Origin of the sequence: Pediococcus sp., from assembly GCF_003533255.1 — a bacterium.
Classification (GTDB): Bacteria; Bacillota; Bacilli; order Lactobacillales; family Lactobacillaceae; genus Pediococcus; species Pediococcus parvulus.
The window spans coordinates 1-21,840 of record NZ_DOEM01000037.1; the positions used below are offsets into that span (position 1 = coordinate 1).

18 protein-coding genes are annotated in these 21,840 nt (G+C 38.4%); all 18 read right to left on the minus strand.

Annotated elements, in window-relative coordinates; all coding sequences use genetic code 11:
• Positions 1–163: 163 nt before the first annotated feature.
• The 18 genes from zwf to DD627_RS08725 all read right to left on the minus strand — a co-directional run bounded on the left by zwf (position 164) and on the right by DD627_RS08725 (position 21,829).
• Complete coding sequence (gene zwf, locus DD627_RS08640; protein ID WP_260266829.1) at positions 164–1,654, minus strand: glucose-6-phosphate dehydrogenase; 1,491 nt, start codon at positions 1,652–1,654, stop codon at positions 164–166.
• 128 nt (positions 1,655–1,782) lie between these two features.
• Positions 1,783–2,160, minus strand: coding sequence for a preprotein translocase subunit YajC (gene yajC, locus DD627_RS08645; protein WP_198145849.1), 378 nt, complete (start codon positions 2,158–2,160; stop codon positions 1,783–1,785).
• A 95-nt stretch (positions 2,161–2,255) separates the two neighbouring features.
• A complete protein-coding gene (gene tgt, locus DD627_RS08650; protein ID WP_057783719.1) occupies positions 2,256–3,398 on the minus strand; it encodes a tRNA guanosine(34) transglycosylase Tgt in 1,143 nt (380 codons plus the stop codon).
• 21 nt (positions 3,399–3,419) lie between these two features.
• On the minus strand, positions 3,420–4,454 hold the full coding sequence (queA, locus tag DD627_RS08655) for a tRNA preQ1(34) S-adenosylmethionine ribosyltransferase-isomerase QueA (RefSeq protein WP_260274962.1): 1,035 nt from the start codon (positions 4,452–4,454) through the stop codon (positions 3,420–3,422).
• A gap of 11 nt (positions 4,455–4,465) precedes the next feature.
• A complete protein-coding gene (ruvB, locus tag DD627_RS08660; RefSeq protein WP_057783723.1) occupies positions 4,466–5,485 on the minus strand; it encodes a Holliday junction branch migration DNA helicase RuvB in 1,020 nt (339 codons plus the stop codon).
• A gap of 18 nt (positions 5,486–5,503) precedes the next feature.
• A complete protein-coding gene (ruvA, locus tag DD627_RS08665; protein ID WP_057783725.1) occupies positions 5,504–6,097 on the minus strand; it encodes a Holliday junction branch migration protein RuvA in 594 nt (197 codons plus the stop codon).
• Positions 6,098–6,164: 67 nt separating this feature from the next.
• Entirely contained in the window at positions 6,165–8,120 is a 1,956-nt protein-coding gene (gene mutL, locus DD627_RS08670) for a DNA mismatch repair endonuclease MutL (protein WP_057783727.1), read from the minus strand.
• 14 nt (positions 8,121–8,134) lie between these two features.
• Positions 8,135–10,774: a DNA mismatch repair protein MutS gene (gene mutS, locus DD627_RS08675; protein WP_260266830.1), complete on the minus strand. Its 2,640-nt coding sequence runs from the start codon at positions 10,772–10,774 to the stop codon at positions 8,135–8,137.
• A gap of 199 nt (positions 10,775–10,973) precedes the next feature.
• Positions 10,974–12,533, minus strand: coding sequence for a ribonuclease Y (gene rny, locus DD627_RS08680; protein ID WP_057783731.1), 1,560 nt, complete (start codon positions 12,531–12,533; stop codon positions 10,974–10,976).
• A gap of 349 nt (positions 12,534–12,882) precedes the next feature.
• Positions 12,883–13,956 (minus strand): recombinase RecA, encoded by a 1,074-nt coding sequence (recA, locus tag DD627_RS08685; protein ID WP_057783733.1) that lies wholly within the window; start codon positions 13,954–13,956, stop codon positions 12,883–12,885.
• Between the two features lie 89 nt (positions 13,957–14,045).
• Entirely contained in the window at positions 14,046–15,272 is a 1,227-nt protein-coding gene (locus DD627_RS08690; RefSeq protein ID WP_068808050.1) for a competence/damage-inducible protein A, read from the minus strand.
• Positions 15,273–15,370: 98 nt separating this feature from the next.
• Positions 15,371–15,955 carry a CDP-diacylglycerol--glycerol-3-phosphate 3-phosphatidyltransferase gene (pgsA, locus tag DD627_RS08695; RefSeq protein WP_057783738.1) on the minus strand — a complete coding sequence of 195 codons (585 nt, stop codon included), beginning with the start codon at positions 15,953–15,955 and terminating at the stop codon, positions 15,371–15,373.
• Positions 15,956–15,970: 15 nt separating this feature from the next.
• Entirely contained in the window at positions 15,971–16,852 is an 882-nt protein-coding gene (locus DD627_RS08700; RefSeq protein WP_057783740.1) for a helix-turn-helix domain-containing protein, read from the minus strand.
• Positions 16,853–16,924: 72 nt separating this feature from the next.
• Positions 16,925–17,650 carry an elongation factor P 5-aminopentanone reductase gene (gene ymfI, locus DD627_RS08705; RefSeq protein ID WP_057783743.1) on the minus strand — a complete coding sequence of 242 codons (726 nt, stop codon included), beginning with the start codon at positions 17,648–17,650 and terminating at the stop codon, positions 16,925–16,927.
• On the minus strand, positions 17,647–18,951 hold the full coding sequence (gene yfmH / locus DD627_RS08710; RefSeq protein WP_260266831.1) for an EF-P 5-aminopentanol modification-associated protein YfmH: 1,305 nt from the start codon (positions 18,949–18,951) through the stop codon (positions 17,647–17,649). The genes ymfI and yfmH overlap by 4 nt, the downstream gene beginning before the upstream one ends.
• Entirely contained in the window at positions 18,944–20,215 is a 1,272-nt protein-coding gene (gene yfmF / locus DD627_RS08715; RefSeq protein WP_260266832.1) for an EF-P 5-aminopentanol modification-associated protein YfmF, read from the minus strand. The genes yfmH and yfmF overlap by 8 nt, the downstream gene beginning before the upstream one ends.
• Before the next feature lie 108 nt (positions 20,216–20,323).
• Positions 20,324–21,175, minus strand: coding sequence for an amino acid ABC transporter substrate-binding protein (locus tag DD627_RS08720; protein WP_057784723.1), 852 nt, complete (start codon positions 21,173–21,175; stop codon positions 20,324–20,326).
• 18 nt (positions 21,176–21,193) lie between these two features.
• Complete coding sequence (locus DD627_RS08725) at positions 21,194–21,829, minus strand: amino acid ABC transporter ATP-binding protein (protein WP_057784722.1); 636 nt, start codon at positions 21,827–21,829, stop codon at positions 21,194–21,196.
• Positions 21,830–21,840 lie beyond the last annotated feature (11 nt).

Here is a 21,840-nt window from a genome sequence, read left to right on the forward strand (position 1 = left end):
CCAATACGATTTGACAGAGACCCCAAAAAAGGCAGCTGCTTCGCATAGCTAAACTACCGAACGATCCGTACTTTGGATCGTTTGTTAATCGTAGCTAAGCGGAAGCACCTGCCTTTTCTTCAGGTTTTAGAAATAATATTCAGAAAATATAAACAATCTAAGATTAGTTTGTCGCATCAAAAATCCAATTTCTGTGATCACGTTTCAACAAATCTTGCGAAGCTTGAGGTCCCATTGACCCACTTACATAATTTGGAAAATCTGCTTTTTCACTATCCCATGCTTCACGGATGACATCCACAATTCGCCAAGCCTGTGCAACTTCATGCCAGTGCGCAAAGTTGGTCCGATTGCCATCAAGTGCATCATGGATCAGTTTCTCATAAGCCTCTGGAATCTTAGCCTTTTCAGCTGCTGTTTTATGATAGTCAAGATGAATTGGCATAATACCATACGTTTGCCCACCATCTTTGACATTCAAATCAAGCCGATACCCTTGATCCGGTTCAATATACAGCGTCAAAACGTTTTGATCTAGCAAATTGCTATCCGCATCTGTTGAGTCAAAAATATTGGTATCCACATTTTTAAATACCACATTGATTTGTGTCGATTTACGTGCGAGCCGTTTCCCAGTTCGAACATAAATTGGTACACCAGCTAAAGTCTTATTTTCTGTTTCTAGTTTCCCGGAAACAAAGGTTTCGATTTGTGACTGTTCATCAGTACCCTCTTCATGGCGATAATCTGATTGTGTGTGATCCGCATCCTCACCATATTGCCCTCGGACAAAGTTTTGCAAAGCCTCTTCTTTCGAATAAACCTTGATATTTTGAAGTGCCTCTACTTTTCGATCACGTAATTCAGAAGCTGTGTATTTACTTGGTTTTTCCATCGTTAACAAAGAAATAATTTGCAAAATATGATTTTGCACCATATCCCGTAACGCTCCGGCCGTTTCATAATAGCCAGCCCGTTCTTCAACTCCTAAGGATTCAGCTAAAGTAATTTGAATATTATCGATATGTTCTTTATTCCAAAGTGATGAAACGATTTGATTACCAAAACGAAGCGCAGCAATACTTTCAATGGCTTCTTTTCCTAAATAGTGATCAATTCGGTAAATCTGATCCTCAGAAAACGCCGCTGAAATATCGTCATTAAGCTCTTTTGCCGTTTTAAGATCTCGGCCAAAGGGCTTTTCAATGATTAGGCGATTATAACCATGATCAGTTATTAGCTTTTCGGACTTAAGATGTGCAGCAATTGTCCCAAAGAACCGAGGTGCCATTGCCAAATAATAAATTCTATTTCCTTGTAAATCATATTTTTCATCTAACTTATCGGCCAAATTTCTCAAAGCCACATAATGCTCTGTATCATTCACATTGTGTGATTGATAATAAAAATGACTGGCAAATTTTCGGGCCAATTCACTGTTCGTCCGATCTGACTCATGACCATCATCTGCGACAGCATTCATCACAACTTCATGGTAGTGATCATCCGTCCATGGCCGTCGAGCCGTTCCAATAACAGCGAAATTGTCTTTTAAATACCCTTTTTCATACAAACGAAATAATGAAGGATACAATTTTCGATACGCTAAATCGCCTGTTCCTCCAAAAATAATAAATAACGCTTGCTGTGTCATTCTATTTGCCCCACTTTCACAATATCTATTCTTTTTAATTATGAAACTTTTGTACAAAATACACAACTTATAAAACTCCAAAAAAAATTTGAAACTAAAAAAGTTTCAAATTTTTATAAAATATCTAATTATTTATCTGAGTCATCTTTAACTGAATCATCAGTTGGTTCCTTTGGCTCTTCAACATCAGCAGTTTTGTCATCTGTTGCTGAAGCAACATCTGTATCTGCAGTTGCTGCTGGTTGAACAGCTTCAACATGGTCGACACGCATAATTGCAGTACGATCAAATACTAAGTAAATACCGTCACAATCTAATGTCACCGTTTTAGCATCAGTATCAACCTTATCCACAACACCATGTAAACGACCAATTGTCACAACTTTATCGCCAACTTGAAGTTTACTCATCATTTCTTGATGCTTTTGTTGTTGCTTCTTTTGTGGCCGAATCATCATGAAATACATTAATCCAAAAATTAAAACAATGAAAATAATGCTTCCCATACCACTAAAACCTGAATTTGCTCCTAATAACAATATAAACACCTCATTTTCTTTATCCTAACTGTATCAAAAAATACCCTTTAGTTCCAGTAATTTTAGAAATTCTTTGGATGCGCTTGATTATACCCATATTCTTCAAAAAACGCTTCTTTAAATTCCAATAAATTATCATCCTGAATAGCCTGACGGACTTGTTTCATCAGATGAACTAAAAAATACGTATTATGAATACTAGTTAATCGCAAGCCAAATGTTTCTTCTGTTTTCATCAAATGACGGACATATGCTCTAGTAAAATTGCGACAAGTATAACATTGGCAATTATCATCAATTGGTGTAAAGTCACGCGCATACTTCGCGTTCTTCACAACCAAGCGCCCGTGCGATGTCATGCAGGTTCCGTTTCGCGCAATTCGCGTTGGCAAAACACAATCAAACATATCAATCCCCCGCATTACACCATCAATCAGTGAATCCGGTGAACCGACGCCCATGAGGTAACGTGGTTTGTTTTCTGGAAGCATTGGCGTCGTGAACTCTAAAACTCGGTTCATTTCATCTTTTGATTCTCCAACTGACAATCCACCAATTGAATAACCAGGGAAATCTAAACTAACGAGATCTTTGGCACTTTGTTCACGCAAAGCCTTAAATCCAGCTCCCTGCACAATTCCAAACAACGCTTGCCAATCCGGATTCTGGTGAGCTTTCAAGCCCCGTTCTGCCCACCGACTCGTTCTTTCAACTGAATGTTTAACATACTCGTAACTTTCAAAAAATGGCGGACATTCATCAAAACTCATCATAATGTCTGGTCCCAAATCATTCTCGATTTGAATCGCTTTTTCGGGACTTAAAAACATTTTTGCGCCACTAATTTCATTCCGAAAATGCACCCCTTCTTCAGAGATATCACGCAGTTTAGCTAATGAAAACACTTGGAAACCACCAGAATCTGTTAAAATTCCTTTTTTCCAATTCATAAACTTATGCAGGCCACCAGCTTCTTTGACAATATCTTCACCAGGACGCACCCAAAGATGGTAGGTATTAGAAAGAATAATATCAGCACCGATGTCTTCCAATTCTTCTGGAGACATGGCCTTAACTGTCGCCTGTGTGCCGACTGGCATAAAAATCGGCGTCGGAAAAGTCCCATGGGGGGTCTCAATTTCGCCTAACCGCGCGCCAGTATGTTTCTCAGTTTTTATCAAATGATACTTAATTGCAGGTTCCACAGAAATTCTCCATTCTTCTCTTTATTTGATAAACATCGCATCCCCGAAACTAAAGAACCGATATTTTTCTTCAATGGCGTGTTGATAAGCATTTAAAATCATGTCACGACCTGTAAAGGCCGCCACTAACATAACTAATGTAGATTTTGGCAAATGAAAATTTGTGATGAAGGCATCCACAACTTGCCACTTGTACCCAGGTTTTATAAAAATGTCTGTCCAGCCACTATCTGCTTTAATCTCGCCATTAAATTTGGTTCCAATTGTTTCTAAAGTTCGAATCGAAGTTGTCCCTGTCGCAACAATTCGACCTCCATTTTTACGGACTTCATTTAAAGTTGCAGCTGACTCTTCACTCAACCGATAAAATTCACTATGCATTTTGTGATCTTCAATGTTAGCTTCATCAACCGGACGAAAAGTTCCCAACCCAACGTGTAAGGTTAAATAAACTAATTTAACCCCTTTATCCTCAACTTTTTTGAGTAATTCTTTGGTCCAATGTAAGCCAGCAGTTGGTGCTGCGGCACTACCACTTTCACGTGCATAAACGGTTTGATAACGCTCTGGATCATCTAGTTTTTCCTTAATATAAGGTGGCAATGGTGTTTCTCCAAGCTTTTCCAAAATCTCCATAAAAATACCATCATAATGAAATTCAATTTCACGGCCACCATGTTCCAGCTCTTTTACTACCGTTGCCTTCAGCAACCCATAACCAAATTCAATAATTGTACCAACTTTAGCGCGTTTAGCCGGTTTAACCAAAGTTTCCCACTGGTCTCCTACATCATTGTGTAGAAGCAACACTTCCATGTGGGCACCTGTCTCTGGCTTTATACCATAAATTCGTGCAGGCATCACCCGCGAATCATTCATGACAACAGCATCCCCAGCATGTAGTTGATCTAAAATATCATAAAAATGTTTATCTTCTAAGATACCTGTTTTGTGGTCTAACACTAATAAGCGCGACTCATCCCGCTCCTTAATTGGCGTTTGCGCAATTAATTCGTGTGGTAAATTATAATCAAAATCATCAACTGTTAATGTCATGGTGATTCTCCTTAATTAGTTTTATTTTGAGCTATTCCCAAGTGTGCATAACCCTTTTCTGTCACTACACGACCACGCGGCGTCCGATTCAAATAACCAATTTGCATAAGATAAGGTTCATACATTTCGGCAATTGTATCCGCTTCTTCACCAATGTTTGCTGCAATGGTGCCAAGGCCAACTGGACCGCCATGATAAAAGTCAATCATTGTTTTTAATATCTTATTGTCAATTTCATCAAGGCCTTCTTCGTCTACTCGCAAAAACTGCAACGATTTCGTGACAATTTGCTCATCAATTGCCGTTTTATCAGAAACTTCCATAAAATCTCGCACTCGTTTCAAAAGGCGATTCGCAATTCTTGGCGTCCCTCGTGAACGACTCGCAATTTCATGTGAACCTTGGTCCGTAATTTTAGTGTTAAAAATGTCAGCAGAGCGTTTCACAATTTCAGTTAAATCCTCTACTGTGTAGTAATTCATGTGAGCAACAATACCAAACCGATCACGCAAAGGTGCCGACAACAACCCAGCACGCGTAGTTGCCCCAATTAACGTAAACGGTGGCAATGGAAAATGAATTGGATGAGCCGTTGGACCCTGGCCCACCACAATATCGACAAAAAAATCTTCCATTGCAGAATACAGCATTTCTTCAACAATCTTGGGTAACCGATGGATTTCATCAATAAATAAAATATCACCAGGCTGTAATTCGTTCAGTAATGCCACTAGATCTCCGGGTTTTTCAATTGCCGGACCACTTGTCGTTCGAATATGTACAGCCATTTCGTTGGCGATGACCATAGCAAGTGTCGTTTTCCCTAAACCGGGTGGTCCATATAGCAACACATGGTCAAGCGACTCTTCACGTTGTTTAGTGGCCTGGATGTAAACTGATAATTCATGTTTGATTCGGTCTTGACCAATATACTGATCTAAAGTTGCTGGACGTAACGATTTTTCAATTGAGGCTTCTTCTGAATTCTCATTTTCTCCAGAAACAAGACGGTCGTCATCTGCATCACTCATCCAATTCACCTTCCTCCATTATTTTTTCATCAGTAACTTAAGTCCACTACTTAAATATTGATCCGTTGTCATCGCTGGATCTGCTTCTAAATCAGGTTTAATTTTTGCAATATCTCTTGTTGCATATCCTAAAGCCGTCAACGCATCTAACGCATCTGCCAATTGATGATTACCAATAGGCTTAGCTACAGTTTGCACAGGATCGACTGAATTTAATGTCATCTTGCCCTTTAAATCTAAAATAATTTGTTGTGCTGCTTTAGGTCCGATCTTAGGAAACTTCTTAAGATAGGCCACATCATCATTATTAATTGCAGCAACTAATCCAGAATGATCTTCATTTGCCAAAATCGCTAAGGCACTTTTAGGACCAATGCCCTTCACTAACAATAATTTTTCAAAAAGTTCTTTATCTTCTGCGTCAAATAAACCATAAAGGCTAATTCCTGTATCCGAAACGGCTTCATGCACATAGATTTTCACTTGTTTTTCGTGACTAACTTCATAACGATAAGGGTTGCCAACAAAAAGTTTATATCCAACGCCTTGAACTTCCAAAACCACAAATTCAGGTGTCACTTCAGTCACATAGCCAATCAAATATTCATACATTCAAATTCTCCCCATTATCCAAACTAAACATATGTTTGCTTTTTAATCATTGTACCATAAATCAACTTTATTCTTGTTCTTCTAATGGTTGATGTGGATCTTGAATGCGTTTAAACATTTTTTTCATATCTTCATTGGAAAAATGTACTAAAACTGGGCGACCGTGCGGGCAATTAAATGGATTTTCAGCCTTTGATAAATCTTTCAATAATTGGCGAGCTTGTTGATCATCTAAATGGTGATTTGCTTTAATTGCTCGTTTACAGCTCATCATGATAGCTGTTTTCTCACGAAACTTGGCAACTGTCATCCGACTGTCATTAAGAACATAATCAATCATTTCTCGGATAGTATCTTCTTCCTGTCCTTCTTTAAACCACGTTGGATGTTGATGGACAACAAAACTATTTGGCCCAAATGATTCCAAATGGATGCCACAACTAGCAAGCACATCTTCTTTTTGTTGAATTCTCAACATGTCACTTGTGGAATAATCTAAAACAATCGGCACCAGTAAGTTTTGCGCATCGTCCGAAACTTCTCCAATTTGTTGACGATAGTATTCATAATTGATACGTTCCTGGGCAGCATGCTGATCCAAAATATAAAGTCCGTCCTCAGATTCAGCAAATAAAAATGTGCCGTGCATTTGTCCCACGTATCGAAGTGCCGGAAACCGCTTAGCTTCTTTTTGTGGTTTATCCATTCCCATCGTTGGGTCGCTTTTATCTGCATTTTTAGGCTGTCCGAATGGCAATGGTTGTGGTTCTTCGCCATATTTTTTTTGAAACTGTTGCAAAGATGGTGTATGCAATTCCGTCTCGTGTTTTATCACAATTGGTTTTTTTCCATTTTCAGGAAGCGCAGTAAATAATTTGTCACTTGAACTCGATTGAGCTTGTTTTAAATTATCAGAATTTAAAGCAGGTTTAGAATTGTCTATATAGCTTACCGATGCTTCGTTCAAATTAAACTGCAACTGATCCGTGTTAATTTTTTGTTTGGTTTTTAAATTTTGAACTGCTGAAGGAATCAAATTTTCCTTTGCAAGCACACCATAGATCGTTTTGGAGATTAGTTTTTGGAGCTGCTTTTCTTCACTAATCCGTACTTCTTGTTTTGCTGGATGCACATTCACATCAACCAACAATGGATCCATTTTAATGTTTAACACAGCAACTGGATACCTGCCAACCATCAATTTAGATCCGTAACCCTCAATTATTGCTTTATTTACCTGAAAATTTTTCACATAGCGCCCGTTAATCAGCACGGATATATATTGCCGAGAGGCCCGTGTAAACTCAGGCAAACTTGTATACCCTGAAATCTCAAAGTCCACATCTTCCGCACTAAATTTCACCATTTTGCGGGCATTTTGGACACCATAAATTCCGGCAATGACTTGCTGTAAATTACCCCGCCCTGATGTCCGTAATAATTCTCGACCATCATGGTTTAAGGTAAAAGCGATTTGTGGATAACTTAACGCTAAACGATTCACGATATCAGTAATGTTTGCAAGCTCAGTTTGAGGAGACTTCATATACTTCAAGCGCGCCGGTGTATTGAAAAACAAGTCCTGAACACTAATATCAGTTCCTTTCCTCAATGCCGACAATGTCTTATCAACGAGCTTGCCACCTTTAATATGAATCTGGGTACCAGTATCGTGCCCGGTTGACGTCTGTAAAATGACATCAGCAACTGAAGCGATACTAGGTAAGGCTTCGCCCCGAAATCCGAGTGAACGCACTTTGAATAGATCCTCACGGGTACTAATTTTACTGGTAGCATGTCGTTCAAACGCCATCGACACGTCATCAGATGCAATGCCATCCCCATTATCCACAATTTCAATTGATTTTAATCCAGCTTGCTCTACAAGTATATCGATCTGGGTACTGTTTGCATCAATTGCATTTTCAACTAATTCTTTAACTACTGAAGCAGGACGTTCAACTACCTCTCCAGCGGCGATTTGATCAGCAAGAACATCAGAAAGTTCATGAATTTTTGCCATTTTATCTCAGCTTTCTATTTGTTACCTAATTTCTTTTGCCATTTATATAACTGGTTCATTACATCCATTGGTGTCATAGACATCAAATTAGAATTTCGAATTTGGGCGAGAACTTCCTCACCTTGCGGATTAGCTGGTTCCGTTTGAAATAATGCTAACTGTTCATCGACTTCACTAGTCTTATGATTCTGCTTTTCTTGAACATCTTCTGCAGGTTCTTCTACTTTTTTTGACTTAATTTCTGCATTAACAAGTGTTTGATCCGTATCTTTATTTTTAATCTCTAAGCGTTTCAAAATCTTATCGGCGCGTCCTAACAATTCTTCAGGCATCCCTGCCAGTTTAGCCACATGGATTCCGTAAGACTTGTCGGCAGGACCGTCTTCCATTTTATGCAAAAAAACTAAGTCCCCGTCCTTTTCAACAGCGCCAACATGGACATTTTTGAGCTTGGTTAAAGTCTGATCCAAAACGGTTAGTTCATGATAATGCGTTGAAAAAAGTGTTTTAGCATGCACATGATTATGCACAAATTCAATAATAGCCTGTGCCAACGCCATTCCATCATAGGTCGCTGTTCCACGGCCAATTTCATCAAACAAAATCAAACTCTGTGGAGTTGCGTTTTGGATGGCTCGATTAGCCTCTTGCATTTCCACCATAAAGGTACTTTGACCCGCAATTAAGTCATCGGCAGCCCCGATTCGCGTAAAGATTTGATCAAAAATTGGTAATGTCGCTGATTCTGCTGGAACAAAACATCCCATTTGTGCTAAAACGACTGTCAAAGCTAATTGACGCATATACGTACTTTTCCCGGACATATTTGGTCCTGTAATCAATAAAATATCAACATTGTCTGCCATTTTAACATCATTAGGCACATAACTTTGCCGACCCATTACTTTTTCAACAACAGGATGCCGACCACCAACAATATCAATACTATGGTTTTTGGTTAAGGTTGGTTTAATAAAGTGATAGTTTTCACTAACCACCGCAAAACTCTGGAGCACATCCAATGTGGCAACCTGTTTGGCCAATTTTTGTAGCCGGTCAATCACTTGTTTAATTTGTTCACGAATTTTGGTAAACAATTCATATTCAAGCGTTGTTGATTTGTCTTCTGCTTCTAGAATTAGACTTTCTTTTTCTTTTAGCGCTGGGGTGATAAACCGTTCGGCATTTGTTAAAGTCTGTTTGCGTTCATAGCGCCCCTCTGGAACGTTACCTAAATTAGTCTTTGTGATTTCAATATAATAGCCGAATACCTTGTTATACCCGACTTTCAGATTTCGGATTCCTGTGGCTTTTCGTTCGGAAGCTTCTAATTCAGCCATCCACTTTTTACCATTGGTCATGGCATCTCGATACTTGTCCAATTGCGCGTTATAGCCATCTTTAATGACGTTACCTTCAGTAACTGAAATGGGCGGTTCGTCCACAATTGAGCGTTCAATCAAATCGGCAATGTCATCCACTGGATCTAATTTAGCAAGCATTTCTCCAAATACTTTGTCATCTAAGTCGGATAATACATGTTGAATTTTAGGGATTTGTCGCAACGACGTCTTCAACTGAATTAAATCCCGACCATTAACACTGCCAAACGCCACCCGACCAGCAAGTCGCTCTAAATCATAGACCTTAACCAATTCATCTTGAAGGTTGCTTCTTTCAAAGTAATGGTCTAACAATTCAGCCACTTTGATTTGACGATCCTCAATTTGCTTTTTTTGAATCAAAGGTCGATCAAGCCACTGCTTTAAAAGCCTACCTCCCATCGCCGTTCGTGTTTCATCCAGTAGCCATAAAAGCGTACCTTGTTTTTTACCGGAACGAATTGAACGGGTCAATTCCAAATTATATTTAGAATAGTGATCCATTCTCAAATAATAAGAAGGCTCATAGGCGACCGCCTTTTGTAAATGCGCCAGGCTCCGCTTCTGCGTCACTGTAATATACGTGAGCAACGTTTCAACGGTACTTTTCTCAAGCTTTTCAGTCAGACTTTGCGTCAAATAACTAAGTTCAGCTTTAACTTCAATTTTATTTTGATGCGATACCATAATATTCAGTTTTTTAAATGAATCTTGAATACGTTCATCAATTGACTGGTCTACCACAATTTCTTTAGATCGCAGATTTACTACTTCGTTTATAACTGCTTCGAGGGAATCCAAATGACTTGTTTTTAATTCACCCGTCGATAAATCAGTATAAGCAAAACCAAACAGTTTGGTATCATCAGTGGTCAGAGCGGTCAAATAGTTATTGGATTTGGCTTCGTTCACATTGGAGTCCGTAACTGTTCCAGGTGTGATCAATTGAATCACTTCTCGCTTGACCATACCTTTTGCTAAACGAGGATCTTCCATCTGCTCGCAAATAGCAACCTTATAGCCCTTTTCAATTAAAATATCCACGTAATTTTGAACAGCATGGTGTGGCATTCCACACATCGGAATGGGATCAGTAGCATTATGACTTCTCGAAGTCAGCGTGAGTTCCAAAATTTGGGCCCCTTTAATCGCATCATCATAGAAGAGTTCATAAAAATCGCCAATCCTGTAAAACAGAAAGGCATCCGGATAATCTTTTTTAATCGCCATATATTGTTGCATCATTGGCGTATCACTAGTTTTTTGTGGCAAACTCTCTCCTACTTTCTACTTCACGATCATTTCACATTTAAATTAGAAAACTTTATGTTCCATTTTAACATTTTAATTTTAGAGTTCCTACTCTTCAAAACGGACTTTTCTCATTCTCGCAAGTTCAGGTGATTAATTTTTGAAAACGAAAACAAAAAAGTCTGGAAACTTTTGCGTTCCAAACTTTTTAAAATTAAATTTATTTTGCATAGTTCACTGCGCGTACTTCTCGAATTACGGTGACCTTAACTTTTCCTGAATATTCTAGCTGTTTTTCAATGGCACTGCGAATATCATGTGTCAAAGTAGTTGCTTGTAAGTCAGAAACCTTAGAAGGCTTTACAATCACGCGAATCTCTCGACCTGCTTGAATTGCATAACTCTTCTTGACCCCTTTAAAACTATTAGCCAGATTTTCCAATTTTTCAAGTCGATGAATATAATTCTCAAGAGAATCACTTCGTGCACCTGGTCGTGCTGCGGAAATAGAATCTGCAGCTGCAACCAATACTGAAGTTACGTATTCTGCTCCCACATCACCATGATGAGAAGCAATTGCGTTGATAACTACTGGGCTCTCTTTATACTTCTTTGCAAATTCAACACCGATTGCCACATGAGAACCCTCAACCTCATGATCAACCGCTTTACCAATATCGTGTAATAATCCTGCGCGTTTAGCTAACGTAACATCCTCACCTAATTCAGCCGCTAATATACCAGTTAATTTAGCAACCTCAACGGAATGATCCAAAACATTCTGCCCATAACTTGTTCTGAACTTCAATCTACCGACTAATTTAATCAATTCAGGATTCATGGAATGAATTCCAAGATCAAAAATAGTTTGCTCACCAACTTCACGGATCTTATCATCCATGTCCTTGCGAGCCTTTTCAACCATTTCTTCAATGCGAGCCGGATGGATTCGACCGTCTTGTATCAATCGCTCTAATGCCATTTTGGCAATTTCACGACGAATTGGATCAAATCCACTTAGAACAACTGCCTCTGGTGTATCATCGATAATTAAATCAATACCAGTCAGTGTTTCCAAGGTTCGAATATTTCTTCCTTCACGGCCAATAATTCGACCCTTCATGTCGTCACTCGGTAAGTTCACAACGGTCACTGTTGACTCCGTAGCCACATCTGCAGCACTTCGTTCAATTGCTTGGGCAATTAAATCCTTAGCAACTTTATTGGCATCAACTTGTGCTTTTTCTTCACTTTCGCGAATCATTTTAGCACGTTCATCTGCCAAACCATCCCGAACCTCGTTCAAAATCAAAGTCTGTGCGTCTTCTTGCGACATAGCCGCAACTCGTTCTAATTCTTCCGTTCGTTTTGTAACTAATGAGGATGCCTCTTGTTGTTGTTCGTCAATCCGTTTTTGTTCAGAACTTAACTTTTCTTCTTTGCGTTCTAAACTATCTTCACGTTTTTCGAAAGCATTATCTTTGTGGTCCAATGCTTCTTCTCGTTGTAGCAAACGTTCTTCTTGCTTTTGAGCCTCAGCTCTTCTTTGCTTAAGCTCGTTTTCTACTTGAGTTCGGTAGCGATGACTTTCGTCTTTAGCCTCTAAAAGAGCTTCCCTTTTTTCGGTTGCCGCTTGTTTCTTAGCATTTTCTAAAATACCACTAGCTGTATCTTTAGCATCACGTACATTTTTCTCCTGAATGAGTTTATGCGCGTAATACCCAATGATATAGCCAACAACAATAGCGATGATTGCGAGGATTATATTGAAAACAGGCATGTTTCCACCTCCGAATCATCAATAGTTGGTTAATTTCTAACCGATTTTTATGATGTTATTTTGATTATTCACACAATACCTAGTTTAGCATTCTCAATACTGTTTAATCAAGCTATCTCAAAATTTATATTTTCATATTGCTAGAGAGTTTATTGAAATTTAAGAAATTTTTAAGTTGAAAAGTCAAAAAAAATGTTTAAATTCCACACACAATTTAGAATAACGCACACTTTTAGTGCTAGACCATTCATTAACCGCATTTTTTAAAACTAATTTCTCCTTATCTTTTTCTGTGTCATAACAGTGGACAGAAAAATAGCCGGAAAAGTTATCTTTCCAGCCATCATCTCTATTTTTTATCTGAAACTTCCAAATCCAACTCGGAAGGATCCTTTTTTTCTTTATCCTTATCCTTTACAGCCTCTGCTTCTGGATCCATATTGTAGGCTGCACGAACCTTCTTGTAAATTTCTTCGCGTTTTTCTGGATTGTCTTCCAAATATTGCTTTGCATTCTCACGGCCCTGACCAATGCGTTCATCACCGTATGAATACCAAGAACCACTCTTATTAACAATGTCTTTCTCGACAGCCATATCAATAATTTCACCAGTCTGAGAAATACCATGTCCATACATAATATCAACTTCTGCACGTTTAAATGGTGGTGCTACCTTGTTCTTGACTACTTTAATTCGAACACGGTTCCCAATAATATCGGTACCATCCTTAATCTGTTCCGCCCGTCGTACTTCTAATCGAATAGTTGCATAAAACTTCAATGCACGACCACCAGGTGTTGTTTCAGGATTACCAAACATAACTCCAACTTTTTCCCGAATTTGATTAATAAAAATTGCAATCGTTTTGGTTTTATTAATTGATCCGGATAGTTTACGTAATGCTTGTGACATCAAACGCGCCTGCAATCCAACGTGGGCATCCCCCATCTCGCCTTCAATTTCGGCACGAGGAACCAAAGCCGCAACTGAGTCAACAACCACTAAATCAACTGCACCACTAGAAACTAATGCATCTGTAATTTCCAAACCTTCTTCACCAGTATCTGGTTGAGATAGCAATAAATCATCAATGTTAACCCCTAAGTGTTCAGCATAGACAGGGTCTAATGCATTTTCTGCATCAATATAAGCTGCTGTGCCGCCTTCTTTTTGAACTTGAGCAACAGCGTGAAGCGCAACCGTAGTTTTACCAGAGCTTTCAGGTCCATAAACTTCTACGATTCGTCCACGCGGATAACCACCAACACCCAATGCATCATCTAGTGCTAAGGATCCAGTAGAAATCGTTGAAATTTGAGTTTGGGCAGCATCACCCATTCGCATAATGGAACCTTTTCCAAAATTTTTCTCAATTTTTTTTAATGCAGCATTTAAAGCTGCTTTTCGTTGTTCATCAGCCAAATTGTTTCCTCCTTAACGGGAATATCTAACAGTCATAATGATACTGATTATTTTCTAAAAAAGCAAGCAAAAACGAACAAAAGTTCGCATTATTTTAAAATTTTATTAATGGCTTGCAAAGCGCTCATCACAACTCTTTGTTTAACGAACGGACGAATTGTTGAAAATTCATACCTTTTTGTTGTTATCGTGTTGGTGCGATCAACAATCACTATCCAAACGTTACCCTTGTGGTCATCAGTTGATGTCGATTCGATATGTGGCTGCGAAATTGCGATGCCAAGATCACTGCCAGTTTCATGCTTGACTTGAGTAGCCAATTGTTCCGTGACCACTCGTGATTTAAAATCGCCTTTTATATCAACAAATTGTTGGATTTGACGTTCGTTAGTACCAAGTACAATTCCACCACTCACTATGTTATGATCGGCCTTGACCGCATTAAGAGTTGATAAAAATAAACCACCAGTGTAGCCTTCAACGATCGCAATATTTTGGTTCATTGAACTTAATTTGGTTGCCAAAACTTGGGCTAAAGAGTTATGCTCCCCATATCCATAAAAATACTCACCAACCTGTGCTTGAATCTGTTTCTCACATTCATCAAGCCCCTGCTGAGCCTCAGAATTCGTTTTAGACCAAGCAGTTAAACGTAAAGTCACTTCATTTTGCTTTGCATAGGGGGCAATTGTGGGATTGGATTGAGTTGCGATTAGATTTGCTAACTGAGTTGTTAACTGAGATTCACCGATACCAAAGAATCGCAACATTCGTGATCGGAGAACATGGTCACTAAGGTATGTTTCTTTAAGGAGCGGGATGACTTGTTCCGATACCATGGGCTCTAACTCACTTGGTGGACCTGGCAACAATAAAAAGTCTGGTCCCGTTTTTTCTTGATCAAAAATACCGACCGCAAAACCGGTTCGATTACTTAATGGTAGTGCCCCCTTGAGATACATCGCCTGTAAACGATTGTTTTCTGTCATTGTTCGTTTTGTTTCAGCAAAGTACTGTTCAATTTTTGTCATCGCAGATTTGTCAAAAATCAGTTCACGATTCAAAAACTTAGCAACTGTTTGTTTGGTAAGATCATCTTCTGTAGGTCCCAAGCCACCTGACAGAATAATTAAATCACTTCGTCTGGCAGCCAGTTTTAGCGTTTCTTTTAACCGTTCAGGATTATCGCCAACTGTGGATTGAAAATACACATCAATGCCAAGATTCGCCAACTCACGTGCTATAAATGGTGTATTTGTGTCCGTAATTTCACCAAGTAAAATTTCTGTTCCAACTGCAATTAATTCTGCCTTCAAAGTTTACCTCCCACTTTCAAATACGCTTTTCTTTCAAAATATTTTTTTAAATTAAAAAAGAGCTTGGTTAGTATAAGAACCAAACTCACTTCGCTTTCCTACTTAAATCCATCTGCAAAAACATCCCTATTTTGAACAAAATAATCAATTCCTGAATAAATTGTAAAGAACAGGCAAATATATAACATGATGGCAGCCATTGGAATATGGATAGCTGCAAACAATACATTGTTTAAAATTAATAAAATAATGGCTAGCATCTGTGATGTTGTCTTTATTTTTCCAGGCATTGCCGCCGCCATAACCTGACCATTGTTCTCCACAATTAGTAACCGTAATCCTGTAACTGCCAGTTCACGACAAACAATAATTGCAATGACCCAAGCTGGGGCCTTGCCTAATGAAACCAAAATAATGAAAGCCGACATAACTAACATTTTATCGGCCAGTGGATCAGCAAATTTACCAAAATTGGTCACTAAATGATTATGACGGGCAATTTTTCCATCCGCCAAATCCGTAAGGGAAGCGATAGCAAAGATAATTGCTGCCAAAACTTTAGTGACAGCAATCGAGGTGCCTAACCAGGTCACCGTTCCCCACGTATAAGGAATGACCATAATAATAATAAAAATTGGAATCAAAATAATGCGGAATACCGTTAATTTATTTGGTAAGTTCAAGGATTTCCCTCCTAATTAGTCATCAATAGTTAAAGTGATTGTCTTTGTTTGGGTCGTATCTTTTTGAGGGTTAAAATCAAAACTCTTACCATTTACAGTAATCGTTGTTTGAGGTGCATTTCCCATTGTGATAGTCACTTTTGATACTCCTTTAGCAATCTTTTCAGTATGTGAAGTTCCTGTTTGTAAGGTGGAAGACCAGCTCTGTGTCCCATCACTTGATACTGAAATCCAAGCATTACTTGTGCCTGCCTTGAAGGTTAACTTGGAACCACTTTTAGGCGCATTTTTAAGGGTGTATTCTGTAGTTGAACTGCCAACTTGACTAATCTTTTGTGATTCAGCCTTGGAAGAGGAGCTTGAAGATTCGCTTGAACTGGAATCTTTTTTCTTCTTTGTACTACTTGCCTCATTCGTCACACTAACTCTACTGCTATTTAAATGGGGCTGACTAGAATTATTTGCGTGGCTCATTCCCCAAATAGTGCCAAGAACAACAACCACAATCACAACGACCACAACGGTTGGCACATATGCCATGTACTTACCATATCGTCTAGAAAATTCACTTTCTTTTTCCACTTGTTTATGTTGCGTTGTTCTAGAAGGTAACGGACCGGTTGCAAAGCTTTTGGCACGTGTTTCAGCTTCTTTAGATGCTTGCAAACCACCTGCTAATAGCTTATGAGCATCTAGACCAACCACCGCCGCATATTGACTCACAAACGATTTTACATAGTAGTCACCGGGCAAATCATTCATTTGTCCCGCTTCAATTGCCATTAAATATCGCTTTTGAATTTTTGTTTTTTCTTGAATATAATCGATCGTTAAGCCTTGATCTAATCGTGCATCTTGGAGTTGCTTACCAATCTCCTTATTTTGTCTTTCACTCATCGCTTTTCACCCACTATTAAATTAGTCCGCTACTAGTATAGCATATTAAGAATCGTTTTCCGGCATCACAAATTATTTTAACCAGCCACCATCAACATAAATTGTTTGACCCGTCATATAGCCAGCCTGGTCGTCTGCCAACTGAACTGCCCAATAAGCAATTTCATCAGCTTTAGCAAATCTGCCAACAGGAATCTCAGCTGCAATCTTTTGATGATCCTCTTTAGAAAAAACACGATTCATTTGGGTATCTACAGCACCCGGAGCCACAACATTAACTGTGATACCCAGAGTTCCAACTTCTTTTGCATAGGCATTAGCAAAAGCTGTTTGAGCTCCCTTCACCGTGCTGTATGCAACTTCCATTGCGCTTCCGAAGCCACCATAAACGGAACCGATAAAAATAATTCTGCCGTTATTTGAATGGGCTAATTTAGATTGGAAAGCTTTTATCATTTCAATAGGTAACGCAACTTGCATCATCCACATTTTCTGAAGGTCTTCCACCGAAGTTTCAGTTAATAGATGATAGTCGGTGGTGCCCTGTGCAAAAATCAAAGCATCTAGTTCAAAAATAGATTGCAAAAAAACAGGCAAGTTTTCTTTTGTCTGCATATCAAACGCAACGCCAAAAAATTCTTGATGAGGGTATGCCTTAATAAACTGGTGAATTAGTTGCTGAACAACGACTTTATTTTGATTGTAGTGTAAATATAGTGACCACCCCTTTGCAGCCAATTGTTTAGCAATCGCACTACCAATATCACCTGATGCGCCAAGAATTAATGCATGCTTCATAATTGAGTCCCTTTCGATGGTTGAATTTGAAAGGTGCTAAAGCCTTTTAAGTCAAGAAAGTTATGGGAAAGCAACAGCAAATCATCTAAAGTCATCGTTTCATAAATTGCCGCCTGATCAAATACAGTTGCTTGATCAAATTGGGCCTCATAACTGTTGGCAATTGCTTCTACCGAATCCATCCTCTGTAGTAAGCGACCCATCATTTCTTTTTTGGCCAGTTGAAATTGAGATCCCAGTTGAGGTAGTATCTGTTCGGTATGGCTCAAAACGGCTTTAATCGCCTCCTGGAACTTTTCTGGTTGATCAGTATCACCACTAAAGCTTGCATAATGGAAAGACCGTTCCATATCAAAGTCATATGAAAACGTATCATCAATCACACCCTGATCATACAGTTTCAGATATTGCTCAGAAGATTCACCAAACAATAAGTAGAGCAATAAATTAGCTTTCAAACGATAGGCTAATCCTGCTCGTCCCACCGGAACATCATCTAACCCTTTTAGTCCCACAATACTTTTTGGCCGATTAATATCCATGCTCACAACCTGATGTTTTATTATATCGTCAAAATCGGCTTCTTGATTAGGTAATTTTACTTGGGGTTCAGTAAACTTTTCGAAATTCTTTTTATTTTGATTTTCTTTAATCCAGCCTAGCGTCTTATCCGGGTCAACATTACCAACCACAAAGAGGTCCATATTGGCTGGATTATAAAAAGTATTGTAGGCCGCATACAAGTCATCGGCAGTAATTTGGGCAATTGAATTAACAGTGCCCGCAATATCCAAATGCACGGGATGATGGGGATATAAATTTCCTAAAATACCCATATAGAGTTTCCAATCAGGATCATCATTATACATTTGAATTTCTTGTCCAATAATGCCTTTTTCTTTTTCAACAGATGCCTCTGTGAAATAAGGTTCTTGAACAAAATCAAGAAGAATATCTATATTTTCGTGAATATTTTGGGTGGCAGAAAATAAATAGCTGGTCTTAGTAAAACTGGTAAAAGCATTAGAATCTGCACCGTATTCACCAAACAAATCAAAAGCATCATATCCTTTCTTATCAAACATTTTATGTTCTAAGAAATGGGCAATCCCGGCCGGCTGAGCCACATACTCTCTTTGTCCTTGCGGAATAAAAGTCCGATCGATTGAACCAAAATTGGTTGAAAAAGTAGCATAAGTTTTGTGGAAATCTTTTTTTGGCAAAATATTAACTTGTAACCCGTTTGTTAAAGTTTCTGAATATAATGTTTCGTTAAATTGTTGATATAGTCGCTTATGCATGTTTTTTGGCCCCCGAACTCAAGAAATAAATGGCTTGTAACTGAACTTGATTGGCCACCGTAACGATTTCCAAACGTGAAACATTTTGAATTGCTTTAACCCATTCGTTAGTCGTTGTCTGGCTACCAACTAATCGATTAGTCAGTGCGCGGCTCGTGTATGATCTTTCAGCATCTAAGGACCCAATATAATTTGAGATTAATCCCGTTTTAATCTGGGCGAGATGATCATCTGAAAAATCATTATTTTGAATGTCCTTTAATTGCTGATCGATAATGGTTAAGACACGATCCTTATCTTGTGCATTAATCCCAGTTTGCACCACCATTAGACCATTAAAAACATCCACATTGCTTGTTGCATAGTAGGCCAAACTAGCCTTTTCACGCACATTTAAAAATAATTTGGACAGCGGTGACCCGCCAAAAAGAGCGTTGAAAACAATCCCAGCATAGTAAGTTTCATCCCGAAAATTCGTTGGAAATTGATACGCCAAATCTAATTTTGATTGTACAATCATTTGTTCTTCAGTTTTTTGCTGAATTTCTTTTCTTGCTAAATTTAACCGTGTAATGTCAGTATGATTATTGGTACGTTCACTTAAAGGCCACTTTTGAATGATTTCTTGAACTTGAGTGGCAACCACATCGCCAACCACAAAAATTTCTACTCGATCCTGGGCTAATACTTTTTGATAATACTCAAAAAGAGCCTGATTTGGAATTTCAGCAATTTGTTTTGCATCTCCAAATGTTGGCACACTCTGAATATCCTCCGCCCCAAAATATAATTGTTGCAGTTGCAATGCCGCATATGATTGCTTATCATCTTTTAAAGCATCAATGTAAGCCACTAAATTTCTTTGCTGACGTTGGTAAGTTTGCCCATGAAACTGACGATTTTCTGTCAGTGGATTAAAAATCATCTCTTGTAAAAAGGCCAGTCCTTGATCCAGCACATGTTCGGAGCTAGCCAAATAGTGATCATTGGGTAACGCGAGTGAAAACATAAGATCATGCACATTTTGTTTACGCATCAAACTGGTGCCAAAACCTGCGCCATATAACTGCGACAATTTTTGTGAAACTAAAATTTGATTTCTATATTTTTGCGAACTTGTTTCTAAAATATTGGCTAATAATGACCGATAGCTTGTTTCTTTTTTTGATGCGTTTTCTAAAAAATGAACGGAAACTTGCGTATTTTTGAACTGTGAAACAGGAATCACTGTTAAAGTGACTCCTGGTTTAATTTGAATTTGCACGAAATAACCTCATCATTTAACGTATTTTGATACATAAAAAATAATACCAATCCACATTAGAATAGCGTTTCTATCTTTTCAATGCAAATCAATATTATTTTAGAAAAGTTAACTTTTTGGCTGAGCAACAACCTTTGCTGTATTACCAAACCATTTTTCATTAATTTTTTTCAAAGTTCCATTCTTATATAACACATACAATCCATGATTAATTTTCTTTTGTAATGTTTTATCGCCCTTTCGCATTCCTACTGCAAATTGCTCTTTAGGGAATTTGCCTTGGATTTCACGATAAGACTGAGGATCGCTTTCATGTTTAATATAATAGCCAGCGTACACACTATCAATCAATAACCCTTGAATTCGATTTGCGTTCAAATCAATGAAAGCATCATTAAATGAGTCATATAAAACAGGTGTTTTATCTTTAATTTGATTTTTTAACAAATTGGGTTGACGATCTACGTCCTGAGCCCCAGACGAACCACTTTGCACGCCCAACGTTTTCCCAGTCATTTTTTTAAAGCTCGTTACATTTTGTGATTTTTTACTTACCAAAACTTGCTCATTAGCTAAGTAAGTGTGACTAAAACTAACTACTTTTTCTCGTTCTGGCGTTATCGTAAAACCGTTCCAAATTAGGTCAATGGTTCTATTTCGTAATTCAGTAGTATTCATTGACCAATCAATGCTTTGAAAATCTACTTTGATGCCGTATAACTTAAATACCGCTTTGGCAAGGTCAATATCATAACCTGTTAATTGTCCATTTTTCTTACGAAATCCCATGGGTACAAAACTATCGTCCAATCCCACAATAACTTTTCCCCGTTTTTTAATTGTTGACCAATAATCGGTCGTATTTGCCCGCTTCGTTTCATTTTCACAGCCACTTAAGCTGGGAAGAATTAACAAACAAATTGCTAATGTCAAACATATTATTTTTAACTTTTTTTTCATTGCTTGTACCTCCCCAATTTACTTAACTGGCACAACGTGAAGCTGTTTATCGGCAACTTCATTTGCAAAATCCATATCATGCGTAACCACGATCTGGGTCATGCCGTCTTGCTTTAATCCTTTAATGATATTACTTACTTCTCCCCGTAGTTCCGGATCAAGGGCTGATGTTGGTTCGTCATAACAAAGAATTTTTGGCTGCATAGCAAGCGCCCTTGCAATAGCAACTCGCTGTTTTTGACCCCCGGAAAGTTGATACGGATATAAATTTTCTTTTCCATTCAGTTGCAAACGCGATAGGCGTTCCAGTGCCTTCTGTTTGGCAATTGCACCACTTTGCTTTAGTACCATTTGCGGAGCCAACGTAACGTTGTCTAGTACAGTCAAATTGGGAAATAATTGATAATCCTGAAAAACAACACCAATCACACTTTCGCTACCCGTATCTTCGTATGGACTAAATTTTTTATTGTTTAAATAAAATTCACCTTTATCAACTGGTTCCAATCCGCTGATACAACGAAGTAAAGTTGTTTTACCAGCTCCAGAGGGGCCAACAATTGTTAAGATTTCGCTGTCTTCAACTTCAAATGAAAGGTTATCAATAATAGTTCTGTCATTAAATTTTTTTGTTAAATTATTAATTTTTAACATTGTTCTACCCC